The sequence below is a fragment of the Hydrogenophaga sp. genome (assembly GCF_030373245.1).
Classification (GTDB): domain Bacteria; phylum Pseudomonadota; class Gammaproteobacteria; order Burkholderiales; family Burkholderiaceae_C; genus Hydrogenophaga.
Genome location: NZ_JAUCZF010000001.1, coordinates 743,863 through 757,078, shown reverse-complemented (window position 1 = coordinate 757,078; position 13,216 = coordinate 743,863). Strand labels below are relative to the sequence as shown.

Annotated in this window: 16 protein-coding genes; 10 read left to right on the top strand and 6 right to left on the bottom strand. The window is 66.0% G+C overall.

The annotated features are described in order from the left end of the window. The first annotated feature begins 104 nt into the window (after positions 1 to 104). The 7 genes from QUV25_RS03660 (at position 105) to QUV25_RS03630 (ending at position 7,535) form a co-directional block, all read left to right on the top strand. Positions 105 to 815 carry a crotonase/enoyl-CoA hydratase family protein gene (locus tag QUV25_RS03660; RefSeq protein WP_300861388.1) on the top strand — a complete coding sequence of 237 codons (711 nt, stop codon included), beginning with the start codon at positions 105 to 107 and terminating at the stop codon, positions 813 to 815. 64 nt (positions 816 to 879) lie between these two features. Then, positions 880 to 2,085 carry an acetyl-CoA C-acyltransferase gene (locus QUV25_RS03655; protein ID WP_300861386.1) on the top strand — a complete coding sequence of 402 codons (1,206 nt, stop codon included), beginning with the start codon at positions 880 to 882 and terminating at the stop codon, positions 2,083 to 2,085. 171 nt (positions 2,086 to 2,256) lie between these two features. Next, the gene (locus QUV25_RS03650; RefSeq protein WP_300861384.1) at positions 2,257 to 3,066 is read left to right on the top strand and encodes a thioesterase family protein; all 810 of its coding nucleotides are present in this window, start codon (positions 2,257 to 2,259) and stop codon (positions 3,064 to 3,066) included. A gap of 218 nt (positions 3,067 to 3,284) precedes the next feature. Further along, entirely contained in the window at positions 3,285 to 4,049 is a 765-nt protein-coding gene (locus tag QUV25_RS03645; RefSeq protein WP_300861383.1) for an enoyl-CoA hydratase, read from the top strand. A gap of 23 nt (positions 4,050 to 4,072) precedes the next feature. Then, positions 4,073 to 5,293, top strand: a complete 1,221-nt coding sequence (locus tag QUV25_RS03640) for a tetratricopeptide repeat protein (protein ID WP_300861381.1) — start codon at positions 4,073 to 4,075, stop codon at positions 5,291 to 5,293. An 82-nt stretch (positions 5,294 to 5,375) separates the two neighbouring features. Continuing rightward, positions 5,376 to 5,786, top strand: a complete 411-nt coding sequence (locus tag QUV25_RS03635; protein WP_300861380.1) for a hypothetical protein — start codon at positions 5,376 to 5,378, stop codon at positions 5,784 to 5,786. 60 nt (positions 5,787 to 5,846) lie between these two features. Continuing rightward, positions 5,847 to 7,535: a S8 family peptidase gene (locus QUV25_RS03630; protein WP_300861378.1), complete on the top strand. Its 1,689-nt coding sequence runs from the start codon at positions 5,847 to 5,849 to the stop codon at positions 7,533 to 7,535. Positions 7,536 to 7,550: 15 nt separating this feature from the next. Here the strand turns inward: QUV25_RS03630 and QUV25_RS03625 are convergent, their stop codons facing one another. Next, positions 7,551 to 7,835: an AraC family ligand binding domain-containing protein gene (locus tag QUV25_RS03625; protein ID WP_300861377.1), complete on the bottom strand. Its 285-nt coding sequence runs from the start codon at positions 7,833 to 7,835 to the stop codon at positions 7,551 to 7,553. 51 nt (positions 7,836 to 7,886) lie between these two features. Next, positions 7,887 to 8,417: a CIA30 family protein gene (locus QUV25_RS03620; RefSeq protein WP_300861376.1), complete on the bottom strand. Its 531-nt coding sequence runs from the start codon at positions 8,415 to 8,417 to the stop codon at positions 7,887 to 7,889. A gap of 120 nt (positions 8,418 to 8,537) precedes the next feature. Between QUV25_RS03620 and QUV25_RS03615 the strand changes: the two genes are divergently transcribed. After that, the gene (locus QUV25_RS03615; protein ID WP_300861372.1) at positions 8,538 to 8,726 is read left to right on the top strand and encodes a hypothetical protein; all 189 of its coding nucleotides are present in this window, start codon (positions 8,538 to 8,540) and stop codon (positions 8,724 to 8,726) included. Here the strand turns inward: QUV25_RS03615 and QUV25_RS03610 are convergent, their stop codons facing one another. Genes QUV25_RS03610 through QUV25_RS03600 form a run of 3 tightly spaced genes read right to left on the bottom strand, consistent with a single transcriptional unit; the run spans position 8,727 to position 10,439 of the window. After that, on the bottom strand, positions 8,727 to 9,374 hold the full coding sequence (locus QUV25_RS03610) for a glutathione S-transferase N-terminal domain-containing protein (RefSeq protein WP_300861370.1): 648 nt from the start codon (positions 9,372 to 9,374) through the stop codon (positions 8,727 to 8,729). A 7-nt stretch (positions 9,375 to 9,381) separates the two neighbouring features. Continuing rightward, positions 9,382 to 9,990, bottom strand: a complete 609-nt coding sequence (locus QUV25_RS03605; RefSeq protein WP_300861369.1) for a hypothetical protein — start codon at positions 9,988 to 9,990, stop codon at positions 9,382 to 9,384. A gap of 32 nt (positions 9,991 to 10,022) precedes the next feature. Next, a complete protein-coding gene (locus QUV25_RS03600) occupies positions 10,023 to 10,439 on the bottom strand; it encodes a BLUF domain-containing protein (protein ID WP_300861367.1) in 417 nt (138 codons plus the stop codon). A 264-nt stretch (positions 10,440 to 10,703) separates the two neighbouring features. Between QUV25_RS03600 and QUV25_RS03595 the strand changes: the two genes are divergently transcribed. Together QUV25_RS03595 and QUV25_RS03590 are read left to right on the top strand one after the other, a co-directional pair. Beyond that, a complete protein-coding gene (locus tag QUV25_RS03595) occupies positions 10,704 to 11,057 on the top strand; it encodes a DUF1428 domain-containing protein (protein WP_300862011.1) in 354 nt (117 codons plus the stop codon). A 268-nt stretch (positions 11,058 to 11,325) separates the two neighbouring features. Continuing rightward, positions 11,326 to 12,111 carry a DUF3047 domain-containing protein gene (locus QUV25_RS03590; protein ID WP_300861366.1) on the top strand — a complete coding sequence of 262 codons (786 nt, stop codon included), beginning with the start codon at positions 11,326 to 11,328 and terminating at the stop codon, positions 12,109 to 12,111. An 81-nt stretch (positions 12,112 to 12,192) separates the two neighbouring features. Here QUV25_RS03590 and QUV25_RS03585 read toward each other — a convergent pair whose 3' ends face one another. Continuing rightward, on the bottom strand, positions 12,193 to 13,089 hold the full coding sequence (locus tag QUV25_RS03585; protein ID WP_300861365.1) for a Tim44 domain-containing protein: 897 nt from the start codon (positions 13,087 to 13,089) through the stop codon (positions 12,193 to 12,195). Between the last annotated feature and the right edge of the window lie 127 nt (positions 13,090 to 13,216).

The window sequence follows — 13,216 nt, the reverse complement described above, 5'->3', positions numbered from 1 at the left end:
CGTCACCCTCTCAAAAGGGGCGATGCAGGCGGCCCGGCCAAGCCGGTTCCGCGGCATCGCGGAATGGGCTTCCCTTCGTTGGTTCGATTGAATTGGAGATGGATATGACGGATCTGGTTTCTTATGCGTTTGCAGATGGTGTGGCGACCCTCACCCTGGACGATGGCAAGGCGAATGCCATGGGGCCGGCGATGCAGGCGGCGCTCAATTCAGCGTTGGATCGCGCCGAGGCCGACAAGGCCATCGTGGTTCTGACGGGGCGTGCGGGCGTTTTCTCTGGTGGTTTTGATCTGGGTGTGTTCAAGGCGGGCGACGCCAAGGTCACGTTTCAAATGCTCACCGGTGGCGCGCAGCTGGCGCAGCGTCTGCTGTCGTATCCGCATCCAGTGATTGCGGCATGCTCAGGCCACGCGGTGGCCATGGGATTGTTTCTGCTGCAATGCGCCGATGTGCGCATCGGTCTGAAAGCCGGTGCCACGTTCCAGGCCAACGAGGTGCTGATCGGCATGACGCTGCCCTACTTTGCCCTGGAGACGATTCGCCAGCGCGTGACCACGCCGCACCTGCCTCTGGTTGGCACGGCACTGCCCTACGCGGGCGACGATGCTGTTCGCGCCGGTTTGCTCGATGAAGCGGTGGCGCCCGACGCACTCGCTGGCGCAGTGCGGGCGCATGTGGAGCGCTTGAAGAAGGCGCATCCGGCCTCGTTCAGCGCGACCAAGCAGCGCCTGCAAGCACCCGTAATGGCGGCTATGCCGGCTGCCATCGAAAAAGACATCGCGGACTGGAAGCGCCTGGGCACGGCTCAAGCCTGAGTTCTTTTGTATTTGATACGCGCTGCCTGCCATCGAACGCAGCCGACACAATGAGGCATTTGCCATGAAACAGATTCAAGACGCATACATCGTTTCCGCCACGCGCACGCCCATTGGCCGTTCGCACAAAGGCTCGTTCAAACACCTGCGTCCCGACGAGCTGCTCGCCGTGGCGCTGCGCTCGGCGCTGGCACAGGTACCTGGCCTGGACCCGAAAGCCATCGAAGACGTGATCTGCGGTTGTGCCATTCCGGAAGCTCAGCAGGGCCTGAACGTGGCGCGCATCGGCGCCATCTTGGCGGGCCTTCCCAACACGGTGGGCGGTATCACGGTGAACCGCTTCTGCGCCTCGGGCCTGTCGGCGGTGCAGATGGCGGCCGACCGCATCCGCGTCGGCGAGGCTGATGTGATGATTGCCGCCGGCACCGAGAGCATGAGCATGGTGCCGATGATGGGCAACTCGCCCAGCCTCTCACCCACCATCTTCAGCAACACCGATGACGTCGAGAGCTATGGCATCGCTTACGGCATGGGCCTCACGGCAGAGAAGGTGGCCCAGCAATGGAAGGTGAGCCGCGATGCGCAGGACGCCTTTGCGGTGCAGTCGCATGCGCGCGCGGTGGCGGCCATGAAGGCGGGTGAGTTCGCTGCCGAGATGACGCCGGTGGAGGTGACCGAGCGCAGCGTGAACCTGGAAACCGCGGAAGTTTCCACCACCACGCGCACCATCAGTCTGGACGAAGGCGCCCGACCCGATACCACCCTGGAAGGTCTGGCCAAATTGCGCACCGTGTTTGCGGCGCGCGGCTCGGTCACGGCTGGCAACAGCTCGCAGACCAGCGATGGCGCGGGCGCGCTGATCCTGGTGAGCGAGGCCGCGCTGAAGCGTTACAACCTGAAGCCCCTGGCGCGCTTCGTGAGCTATGCCAGCCGGGGTGTGCCGCCGCACATCATGGGCATTGGTCCGGTGGAGGCGATCCCAGCGGCGCTCAAGGCCGCGGGCCTCAAGCAGGACGACATCGACTGGTTTGAACTCAACGAAGCCTTTGCGGCGCAGTCTCTGGCCGTGATGAACACGCTGGGTCTGGACCCGGCCAAGGTCAATCCCATGGGCGGCGCGATTGCGCTCGGCCATCCGCTGGGTGCAACCGGTGCCATCCGCTCGGCCACGGTGGTACACGCTCTGCAGCGCACGCAGAAGCGCTACGGCATGGTGACGATGTGCGTGGGCATGGGGCAGGGAGCCGCGGGGATATTCGAACGCGTCTAGTTCTCCCACCCCCGCGTCGCGCCTGCGGCGCGCCACCCCCTCAAGGGGGCGGCAATGGCGGCCCGGCGAAGCCGGTTCCGCGGTGCCCTGGGTTGTGAAACCATCGCTCGCCGATTGACGTGTCGCAGTGCCGACAGTGGTTGACGGATGCGCTTCGGCACACTGGTCGCCATGAACATGCAGCACCCCTTCGACCAAGCCGTCGCCCTCGCGCCCACCGCTGAAGGCGTATACACCGGCGCTACGTCACCAGCCTTTGCCAACATGGTCGGGCCGTTCGGTGGCGTGACGACCGCAGTGGCGCTCAATGCGGTGCTGCAACACCCAGCCTTGCTGGGCGAGCCGGTGGCGCTGACGGTGAATTTCTGTGCCGCGCTGGCTGACGGAACGTTTGGCGCGACGGCGAAGCCGGTGCGCACCAACCGGTCCACGCAGCACTGGGTGGTGGAGCTCTCTCAGGCGGGCGAAGTCGTGATGACCGCCACCGCCATGACCGCCGCGCGGCGCGAAACCTGGGGTGTGGACGACGAGCCCATGCCCGCTGTGCCGACGCCTCACGCAGTGCCCGACCCAAACCATACGCCGCAGGTGGAGTGGGTGCGGCGCTACCAGATGCGCTTCATCGAAGGCGCCCTTCCGGCCGATTGGGACGGTGGCGGCGTCCACAGCCAGACGCGGCTGTGGATGCGCGAATCGGCGCCGCGCCCGCTGGACCTGTGCGGACTGGCGGCGCTGGCCGATGTGTTTTTCCCGCGTATCTGGCTGCGCCGCGCCACGCGGGTGCCGGTGGGTACGGTGTCGATGACGGTGTACTTCCACGCCGGCTCGGCCCAGCTGGCTGAGCTGGGCCACGGCTGGGTGCTGGGCCAGGCGCGCGCGCAGGCATTTCGCAACGGCTTTTTCGACCAGACCGCCCAGCTCTGGAGCGAAGGTGGGCATTTGCTCGCCAACAGCCACCAGGTCGTCTACTACAAGGCCTGAGGGGAACCCTTCCTACAAAGGACGACCCGTGCCTCTCGAGCGCAGCCTGCGAAGGCAGCGAGGCTGTCGCCGACTCGTGACGTGCACGCATATCCGCGCTGGGCTTGAGTGTCGTGTCTCCTTTGAAAGGGCGTGCGCCGTCAAAGACGTGGACAATCGTGCTGATGATCAGGGGCATCCAGCCCCAGCACACTTCTTCCACCCAACCAGCCCCCGACATGAGCGACATCCTCGTCCACACCGAAGCCGGCGTGACCACGCTGACCTTCAACCGCCCCGATAAGAAGAACTCCATCACCGCGGCCATGTACGCGGCGCTGGCCGATGCGCTGGCGGTGGCCGAGGCCGATGCCAGCGTGCGCTGCGTGGTGTTCCAGGGCAATGAAACCACCTTCAGCGCGGGCAACGACATTGGCGACTTCCTGAACAACCCGCCGGCCACCGGCGATTCGCCGGTGTTCCGCTTTCTGCGCGGCATCGCCAGTTTCCCCAAGCCGGCGATCGCGGCGGTGTGCGGCCCGGCGGTGGGCATCGGCACCACGCTGCTGCTGCACTGCGACCTGGTCTATGCCGGAGACAACGCCGCGTTTTCCATGCCCTTCGTCAACCTCGGTCTCTGCCCCGAGGCAGCCTCCAGCCTGCTCGTGCCACAGATGCTGGGTTACCACCGCGCAGCCGAAGCCCTGCTGCTGGGCGAACCTTTCATGGCCGAGGCGGCGCTGGAAGTGGGTCTGGTCAACCGGGTCTTGCCACCTAGCGAAGCGGCGAATTACGCGCAGGCCGTGGCGCGCAAGCTCGCAGTCAAGCCGCTGAGCTCGCTGATCGAGACCAAGCGGCTGATGAAAAAGGGTCAGGCTCAGCAGGTGATGGCGGTGATGGCCGAAGAGGGCGAGAGCTTTGGTCGCATGCTGCGCGAGCCTGCGGCGCGTGAGGCCTTTGGCGCCTTCATGGAGCGGCGCAAGCCCGACTTCTCTCAGGTCTGAATCCCGCGCCCCCGAGAGACCACGTGAGCAACGCGCTGGACCAGGCCCGAGCCCTGTTTGTCCGTGGCAACGCGCACTTCGAGGCTGGGCGCCTGCAAGCTGCGCTGGTTGACTTTGACGCCGCGCTGGCGCTCGCTCCCGGTCGCCCGTCGCTGCTGGCCAACCGCGGAGCCACACTTTGCCGGCTGGCACGCTGGCACGAGGCTTTGCCCGTCCTTCAGTCCGTCGCGCAGGCCGACCCGGGTCATGCGGACGCGTGGGGCGCGCTGGGTCTGGCGCAGCAGGCCCTGGGCCAGTGGACCGCTGCGGTCGAATCGCTGTCTCGTGCCCGCGCACTCGGCTCGCAGGACGGTGCCCTGTGTCTGGCACTGGCCGACTGCCAGATGCGACTCCAGCGGCCAGACGCCGCGCTGGCCGCGCTGGATCAGGCGCTGGCAGCAGACGCCACACTGGCTGAGGCCTGGAGCTTGCGCGGCAACCTGATGCGCGAAGCTGGCCGCTGGACCGATGCGGCAGACGCGTTTGATCAGGCGCTTGTGCACGGCGGACATCCTGAGCTGAACCGCTTCTACCTGGCTGCGGTGCGGTCGGGTGAGCCGGTGCCGCCGCATCCGCCGCGCGCCTACGTCGAGTCGCTGTTCGACGACTACGCACCCGATTTCCAGCACCACCTTTTGCAGGATCTCAAGTACCAGGCACACAGCACCCTGCTTGCGCCGCTGCTGGCCGAAGGTCGCCACTGGTCGTTGGCGCTGGATTTGGGTTGCGGCAGCGGACTGTGTGGACAGCTGCTCGCGCCGGTGTGCGGTGCGGTGGACGGGGTGGATGTGTCGCGCGTCATGGTCGAGCAGGCGAGCGCCAGCGGTCATTACCGGCGCGTCGATCACGCCGAGTTGCTGCCCTTCCTCACGTCGGGTAACGAGCTGGCCGACCTGATCGTGGCCGCCGATGTGTTTATTTATGTGGGCGCGCTGGACGCCCTGGTGCCTGCTGCCGCGCGGCGCCTGGCGCCCGGCGGCGTCCTGGCCTTCAGCGTCGAGCAGGCCGACCCGGGGCACGACTTGCAGCTGCGGCCCAGCCTGCGCTACGCCCATGGGCGTGCGGCCATCGAGCGGCTCGCCTCGGCCTGTGGGCTCATCGTGCAGACCCTGTGGGCCGCCCCGATTCGCGAAGATCAGCTGAGGCCCGTGATGGGCTGGTACGTGGTGCTGCAGCGCGCTGACGCTGCACAGACCGCCAGGTGATAACTTTACGCAGGCTTTGCCTAGGGCGCATTGAGCTTCGCCCGGGATCGTGCATCATCCCGACATGGTCCGCTCATCACCCATGAAGCCGCTCGTTGATTTCCTTCAGACGCCAGTCCGGTTGGGTCGGGTTCCTGGCGCTCTGCGTCGCCGCCTGTTGTTGGCCGGCGGCGCGCTGATGATCGGCCTGTCGCTCGCCGCCTGCAGCCAGCCGGTAACCTCCACGCTGCGCTGCGATGCCGCCTCACCCATCGCTGCCGGCCAGCGCGTGCTGGTGAGTTTTCGCCAGGCCACGTCGCCCGATGCCCCCGCGGTCATCCAGCGGCTGCAGACGCTCGCTGGTGCCTGTGTGCGCCCGGTGTCCAGCGTCTCGCCCACGCTGCATGTGTATGTTGTTGGCGGACCGGTTGATATGGCGGTGCTGCGCGCGCGCTGGCTCAGCTGGGAAGCCGTGCGGGATGTCGAGGCCGACGTGCTGATTCGCCGGCAGTGAATGCGCAGCCCTCGCTTGCATCCCGCTTCCTTTTTTCATCCAGACGGTCTCGCAACTCCCATGTCCTCAACTCCGCTGCAACCTTCACGCCGTCCCCGCTGCCTGCTGATGGCCGCGCTGTTGGGCGTGTGCCTGAGCGCCGTCGCCGCGCCCAAGACCGGCAAACTGCCCAGCAGCGCGGTGGCCGTCACCCCCGTGGCCGAGCCCGCGAGCGTGCAGCGTCTGCTCATCCGCTACCGCACAGGCATCAAAATGGGAGCCGCGGCCAGCGCTGACGGCGCCACCGAACGCGCCCAGGCTGCGGCCCAGGTGATGCGCAGCGCGGGCCTCGCCGGCGAGTCCAGGATGCACTACCTCAAGTCGGTCTCGCCCAGCATGCACGTGGCCACGCTGGAGCAGGCGGTCTCGGCTGCAGAAGCCAGGGCGATGATGCAACGTCTGCAAGCCGACCCCGCCGTGCTCGACGTCATGATCGACCAGCGTGCCAAGCCGCACTTCGTGCCCAACGATCCCTATTTCACGGGCCGCGATCAATGGCATCTGCAGCCGTCCAGCGTGATTCCCGGCGGCCTGAACGTCAACGATGCCTGGGACCGCAGCACGGGCTCGGGGGTGGTGATTGCGATCCTGGATGGTGGGTATGTCACACATGCCGATCTGCTACCGAATGTCTTGCCCGGCTACGATTTTGTGAGTGCGGATCCGCCTGGTAGCACCCCGACCCTTGCGGGGCAGCCATTCTGGACAGCCAACGACGGGAATGACCGCGATTCATTTGCATTGGATCCAGGAGACTGGGTGACGCAGGCGGAAGTCACGGCTGGGTTTTGTGACGAGGCGACCCCGGAAAGCACCTGGCACGGCAGTCATGTGGCGGGCTTGGCTGGGGCTGCAGGCAACAACAGCCAGAGCGGTCTGGGCGTGGCATTTGGCGCCAGGATATTGCCCGTTCGGGTGCTGGGCCGGTGTGGTGGCTACGTGTCTGACATCCTGGCGGGTGCGCGTTGGGCGGTGGGTTTGGACGTCTTGGGTGTACCCCGTAACCCGACGCCAGCGCGAATTCTCAACCTGAGCCTGGGTCTGCCGGGCACGTGCAGCAGCACGATCCAGAGCGTCATCGACGAAGTCCGGTCACAAGACGTCAGCATCGTGGCGTCGGCAGGCAACGATGGCAATACCCTGATTTCGGTCCCCGCCAACTGCCGCGGTGTGTTTGCCGTGACGGCGCACACCCGGGAAGGAGACAGCGCGGACTACGCCAATGTGGGTTCGGGCGTTCGGATCAGCGCGGCTGGGGGTGGCTTGAACACGCTGTTGTTGGAACAACCTGGCAGTCCTCGTGGCATCGTTTCCACCGGCAATGCGGGGTTGACGGTGCCGACCAGCGATGCCGACCTGTTGCTGTCGGGTACCAGCATGGCGGCGCCGCAAGTGGCTGGCGTGTTGGCCTTGCTGGCTGCAGTACGCCCCGACCTGTCGATGTCCACCTTGGAGTCTTTTGTTGTCGGCAGCGCCCGGGCGTTTCCGGCGGGTGGGTATTGCGCCACCAATCCACAAGCCTTGCCGTCAGGTTTTTGCGGCAGTGGTCTTCTGGACGCAGATGCCGCCATGGCCACTGCCCTGGGAATCGCACCTTCAGGTGGCGGTGGCTGTACGGCCGCCCCGAACGGGCAGGCCGATCTCAGCCTGTTGCTGCTGGCGCTGGCCGCCGCGGGCCTGATGGTCTGGCGCCGTCGCCAGGTCCGCTGAGTTTCGCGCGCAGGTTCAGCTGGTACTGCGCCGCGCCACCCAGAAAGTGGCGCCCTCGCTGCCGTAGCGTTCGGCGTGGGGCACTTCAGGCTCCAGGCTGAAGCGGTCGCCGGCGCGCAGGTGCTGCGTGGCGCCATTCACGGTCAGCCACAGTTCACCGCGCACCATCAGGGCCTGGACGGCGAATGGGTGGGTATGTTGCGCCACCACCGCATCGGGTGCCCACTCTCGCGTCAACACTTCGTCAAAACCTTGTCGCAAGGCCTGTGTCTGGAACTCGTCGAAGCTGGGAGCGCGCATGAGGTCATTTTGCGCCCGGCGCGCGGGATGCGCCATCGCGTGTGTGACGCTTCAGGCCAGCGCGATGCTGGCCAGGTGCAGCTGAAACGGACCAGGTTCGCTCCGCACCGCCATGATGCCGATCTGGTGAATGACGTCGTCCGGTTGCCATGGCTGTTCATGCATCTCGCGTCCGCGGCGGCGCGCGACAAAACGGCTCAGCGGCAAGGCCAGGGTGGTCCAGTCGGGTGGGGCCACCACATCGGCCTGCCATTGCACGCCGTCTGTCTCGGATCGCCGGTGCAGGCAGCACTTGTAAGACCCGCCATCCCCACGCAGCATCAGGATCACCGACCCGGCCTGACTCAGTGGCTGCGGTGCGCTCAGCCGACAGCGGAAAGACGCAAAGCCGCCTCCGTGATCCAGGCTCACCTGGCCACTCAGCTGCACGTGGGTCAAGTTGTCTGTGTGGGTGGAGAGCAGTTGCGCTCTGCCGTTGGATCGCCCGCCCATCACCTGGTCGTGCAGGCCCATCCAGCCTCCGTCAGGTGGCGGCGCGGTGGCGGCGCGCCACAGATCGCGCGTCTGGGAATCGGCGCTCATGGAAACATGCGGCTGCCTGCGGCCGGCGGGCGCACGAAAACGCCGTTTGTCCGCATGCGCTCTCGGGGCTCTGGGGCTGCGCTAGGCTTGCTCATCGCGTGCACTCTCAAGAGGCTGAACATGGAAGACTCCCGCTGCTGCGGCACCGGCACCTGCATCATCAATGAAGACGGCCAATGCTGGTGCGGCCAGCGCTGGGATGGCACGCGCATGTGTTTTCCCGAGCCGGTCGACGGCCAGGCCGACGGCGATGGCACCGCGCCCCCATCGCGCCCTGCGTCGGCCAACGGCGAGGACAACGCTCATTGATCAACCGGGCCAGCGTGGCCCCGGCGCACCCGCCTGCCACACTGGCAGTTTGACCATGCAGGTGGCGAACAAGGGGCTGCCCAGCCAGCGGTCCAGCCAGCGCCGCGTGGCCATCCAAGGCGCAGCCGTCCAGGCGTCGGCATCGATCGCAGCAAACTGGCGCACGAACGGGAAGATGGCCGCATCGGCCCAGTTGTAGCCGTTGTCGCCCAGGTGGCCGGTCGCTCTGAGCGCAGCGTCGAGCGGTTCGATCAGGCAGCGCTCTGCCGCCGCGCGGTACACCTCGGCACGCTGCTCGGGGAAACGTTCGGCGTACTTGGTGCGGTCGAGCCAGTGCTTGAACTCGCCATCGGTGGTGCTGACCAGCAATGAGTCGCGCGCGGCATCGCCGCGGATCAGCCAGCCGTCCGGATCGTGCTGCGTCAGAGCCCAGCGCGCGATGTCCAGGCTTTGCGTCAACACCTGCCCGCCACCGAGATCCAGCACGGGTACCGTCGCTGCTCGGGAGCAAGCCAGCAACTCGGTCGGCTTGCAACGCAGGTCCACTTCGCGCAGCTCCACCGCCACGCCCGCCTGCAGCACGGCCAGCCGCGCCCGAATGGCATACGGGCAGCGACGGAACGAATACAGGATAGGCAGAGCTGGCATGGGCCACTCAGCTCGCTGCCACCAGCGCGCGGTAGCCCTGGCGCGTGCGCTCGGACACGGCTTGCAGCACCTGGTCATGCGAGGTCTGGTGACGTGCAAGCAAGCGCGCCGATGCCACCGCTTGCGAACGGCAATACCAGTGGCAGCTGTGCTGAAACAGAAACAGCTCGGCGGAGAGCCGGAAGGCCTGGTCGCGCCGGCTCAGCGCCTCGGGATTGGCCACGGCCTCGGCCACACCCTGGGCGTGCAGCGCCATCAGCGGGCGCAGATCGAGGGTGTTGGCGGATAGCCAGCGGGCCGCCAGCGCAGAGGCCACTGGCCAGCGGCTGATGCGCGCCTGAGTGGCATCTTCCCGGGCGACCTGCTCGGCCAGGCGTCCCAGCTGGGTGCTCAGCCGCTGCTCTGCGCCGAGCAGGTTGTTCCAGATCGGTTCACTGCGTTCAGCGTCGCTCTCACCCAGGGCGCGCAGGTAGCCGGTGCTCACCTGCTCCATGAGCTTCTCGATCTCGAAGGGTTGCAGCAACCTGGCGAGCCAGATGATGCGCTGGTGCTGCTGTTGGCGATTGGCGAGAAACAGTGCAGCCAAGAGCAGCGCGGGCAGAAAGACGAGGTCCATGCGCCATTGTCGCCCGCGGCTGCGCGGCGATCTCAGGTCAGTTCTTCGCGCAGGCCCAGCAGGATCTTTTTGCCGCGGTTATCTCGGCTCAGCGCGACCAGGCCTTCGTCTTTGAGCGAGGCGTAGCCGGTGTGCTGCTTCAAAGTCTCATCGTCCAGCGCTGCAAATGCCATGGTCCAATCGGCAAAATTGCGCGTGGCGATAGGCCCTTCCCAGAGCCGATACACCTGCTGGTGACGGGGGTCCGCTTCGATGCGCTGGTACAGCGCCTCGATCACCGAGCGCTCACCTTCGATCAGCTGCATGAACTCACGCTCGTGGTAAACCAACATGCCGGTGATGCCGGCGGCCTGGTTGTGAGCCCGCGCTTTGTCGAGCAACGCGCCAAGCTCGTCCGATGACATCGAATCGCAGGCCAGGCTCATGTAGACAATTTCGTGCAGCGGCATCGGGGGGCGTTCAACCGAGGGACTTCAATCACTGTACTGCAATCAGGCTCCTCAACGCCAACTCTCTCTGTGGGGGCATCATTGCCTGATGACTGGCCACACCTTTTCGCCTGCGCGCCGGGTCGGGCAGTCCGAGCCACAGGAGAGCGGGCCACTGGACTTGATGCCCTGCAGACATGCTCCGGGTTTTCCCTGAAGTGCTCCCCATTTTTTCGGCGCACGCTGAGGCTTCGAATGGCAATGGCGAACCAACCGGAGAGCAGCATGGACTATGTGGATGGCTTTGTGGCGGCCGTGCCCACCCGCAACAAGGATGCCTTTGTGAAGCACGCCCGGGTGGCGGCGCAAGTGCTCAAGGAAGCGGGCGCCACGCGCGTGGTGGAGTGCTGGGGCGACGATGTGCCAGCGGGTCTGCACACCTCGTTTCCACTGGCGGTGCAGTGCCAGGACGATGAAACGGTGGTGTTCTCCTGGATCGTCTGGCCTTCGCGCGCGGTGCGCGATGCCGGCATGGACAAGATGATGAACGACCCTCGCATGGACCCAGCCAGCAACCCCATGCCCTTCGACGGCAAGCGGTGCATTTTTGGTGGTTTTCAGGTGTTGCTGGAATCCTGAGCGGCCCTCGACAGCCCCGGCCAAGGCGATGCTCGATGCGATGGACCAACCGGTCTTGAGCCGCAAGAGCCAGGTGGGTATCACCAGCGAAACCGTGTGCGACAACCCACAAGCGGGCTGCTGGGCAATCAGCCTGGCGGCAGCCGAGAGCTGACGCGCTGCTCGCTTTGCCCGGGGTGGCACGGTCTTCACGGCCGTTCAAGCAGGTGGCTGAGATCTTTTGCACAATGAAAAGCTCTAACCTGCTGCGCTGCCTGCCTTGTCCCACATGTCACGACCTCGGATTGTTCTGCCCGTTCGCCGCCTGTGCGCCGCTCTGCTCGTTGCTGGCCTGCTGACCAGTTGCGCCACGGTGGCGCCGCCAGAGGGCGGCGTGGAGGCGGGGGCTGATTGGGTGCAGAGCAACCGAATCGATGGAGCGGTGGTCGGGTGGGTGCACAAGACCTTTGCGAACCGCAGGTCCACGCGGTACACCACAGGTTGGCATAACGGACGGCCAGCACTGCATGCGCGCAGCGACGGCAGCAACAGCACCCTGCGTCTGAATCTCGATCCGCCTGTCGATCCGCAAGCTCGCCAGCTGAGCTTCTCCTGGCTGGTGCCCGCACTGGACCCGATCGCGGTGGCATCCAAGGAACCGGTGGACGATGCCGTGGTCCGCATCATCCTCACCTTTGAGGGTGACCGAAGCCAGGGCTGGGCAGCGCGTGATCATTTGCTGTCCGAGCTGGCACGGCTCGTCACGGGAGAGGCCTTGCCCTACGCCACGCTGATCTACGTCTGGGATCCGCGTCAGCCCGTCGGCACCGTCATGCCCAGCCCACACACCCAGCGCATCCGCAAGTTGGTGGTGGAGTCGGGCGACCAGGGCCTGAACCGCTGGCTGGACTACCAGCGCAACATCGCCGCCGATTTCCAGGCGGTGTTTGGCGAAGCGCCGGGGCGATTGACTGGCGTGGGAGTGATGACCGACTCCAACAACACCGCCTCCCGTGTGAGCGCCTGGTTTGGCCCAATCGCGCTCACCGGCGCGCCAACTGCGGCAGCACGCTGAGGAGCGCCGGGCTGGCGCAAAAAAGGCCCCGGCACTTGCGTACCGGAGCCAAGAGGAGGACTGTCGGGAAAGTGTTTGCCGTCAGGCGCTTTGCTGGATGCCAGCCAGCAGCCAGCCGCCCGCGCCTTGGCGCGGCTTGGTGAGGTGCCAGATTTCGTCGAAGTTTTCCGTCAGCGCAGCGCCATTTTCCCGCGTTTCGCCGGTGAAGCGCACGCTCACGACGTAACGTTCTGCGCCTTCTTCCACGTCGATCACGGTGGCATCGATGCGCACCACGTCGGTGTGCTGTTCGGCGGCGCCGCGTTCGGCCAGGTCCATGCTGAGTTCGGCAAACATCTCTGGGGTGGTGAAGGAACGGATGTCGTCCAGATTGCCCGCATCGTTGGCGGCTTGCAGGCGGATGAAGTTCACCTTGGCGTTGCGCTCGAAACCGGCAACGTCGAAGCCCGCTGGCAGGCTGCTCGCCTCAGCGGTTGACCCGCCGATGGCGCTGCCGATCATCGAGCCTGCCGAGCCGCCGGTTGGGCTCACCGGTGCGCGGAAAGCGTTCTGAGGGCTGGTGCGATGGGCACCCGCTCCGGCGTAGGCCAGGCCACCGTTGCCACCCTGCTGGGCGGCGCGCTTGCGCATGATGAAGCCAAACACCGCGATCGCAGCCACAACCAGCAGACCGATCATCAGCATGTTGGCCAGCTCTTCGCCAAAGCCCAGATGAGACGCCAGGGCTGCGATGCCGAGGCCTGCGGCCAGACCGGCCACCGGGCCCATCCAGCTGCGACCGGTGGTTGCGGCGGCACCTGCTGCGCCTGCAGCGGGAGCCGCCGCCGCCGGTTGTGCAGGAGCCTTGGCCGGAGGCGTGGCCTGGCGTTGCATGCCAAAGGACTTGCCGCCGCCCATGCGCTTGGCCTCGGCCTCGAGGTGAACGGTGCCCAGACCCAGGGTCATGACCACGGCCAGCAGGGATAGCCACTTTTTCATCAGAGTCTCCGTCAGGGAAAGTTAAGTTGGAGTGGAGGGTAGCGGAAACCATATTCCTGAAAAAGCAGATATATCCAGACAATTTATCTGTAAAAACAGAACTCATGGCCTGGCGGATCACCACCCC

What these genes read in the sequence shown, in the direction of transcription:
- QUV25_RS03660 (WP_300861388.1), top strand. Translation starts at nt 105, where the DNA reads ATGACGGATCTGGTTTCTTATGCGTTTGCAGATGGTGTGGCGACCCTC.
- QUV25_RS03655 (WP_300861386.1), top strand. Translation starts at nt 880, where the DNA reads ATGAAACAGATTCAAGACGCATACATCGTTTCCGCCACGCGCACGCCC.
- QUV25_RS03650 (WP_300861384.1), top strand. Translation starts at nt 2,257, where the DNA reads ATGAACATGCAGCACCCCTTCGACCAAGCCGTCGCCCTCGCGCCCACC.
- QUV25_RS03645 (WP_300861383.1), top strand. Translation starts at nt 3,285, where the DNA reads ATGAGCGACATCCTCGTCCACACCGAAGCCGGCGTGACCACGCTGACC.
- QUV25_RS03635 (WP_300861380.1), top strand. Translation starts at nt 5,376, where the DNA reads ATGAAGCCGCTCGTTGATTTCCTTCAGACGCCAGTCCGGTTGGGTCGG.
- QUV25_RS03630 (WP_300861378.1), top strand. Translation starts at nt 5,847, where the DNA reads ATGTCCTCAACTCCGCTGCAACCTTCACGCCGTCCCCGCTGCCTGCTG.
- QUV25_RS03625 (WP_300861377.1), bottom strand. Translation starts at nt 7,835, where the DNA reads ATGCGCGCTCCCAGCTTCGACGAGTTCCAGACACAGGCCTTGCGACAA.
- QUV25_RS03620 (WP_300861376.1), bottom strand. Translation starts at nt 8,417, where the DNA reads ATGAGCGCCGATTCCCAGACGCGCGATCTGTGGCGCGCCGCCACCGCG.
- QUV25_RS03615 (WP_300861372.1), top strand. Translation starts at nt 8,538, where the DNA reads ATGGAAGACTCCCGCTGCTGCGGCACCGGCACCTGCATCATCAATGAA.
- QUV25_RS03610 (WP_300861370.1), bottom strand. Translation starts at nt 9,374, where the DNA reads ATGCCAGCTCTGCCTATCCTGTATTCGTTCCGTCGCTGCCCGTATGCC.
- QUV25_RS03605 (WP_300861369.1), bottom strand. Translation starts at nt 9,990, where the DNA reads ATGGACCTCGTCTTTCTGCCCGCGCTGCTCTTGGCTGCACTGTTTCTC.
- QUV25_RS03600 (WP_300861367.1), bottom strand. Translation starts at nt 10,439, where the DNA reads ATGCCGCTGCACGAAATTGTCTACATGAGCCTGGCCTGCGATTCGATG.
- QUV25_RS03595 (WP_300862011.1), top strand. Translation starts at nt 10,704, where the DNA reads ATGGACTATGTGGATGGCTTTGTGGCGGCCGTGCCCACCCGCAACAAG.
- QUV25_RS03590 (WP_300861366.1), top strand. Translation starts at nt 11,326, where the DNA reads ATGTCACGACCTCGGATTGTTCTGCCCGTTCGCCGCCTGTGCGCCGCT.
- QUV25_RS03585 (WP_300861365.1), bottom strand. Translation starts at nt 13,089, where the DNA reads ATGAAAAAGTGGCTATCCCTGCTGGCCGTGGTCATGACCCTGGGTCTG.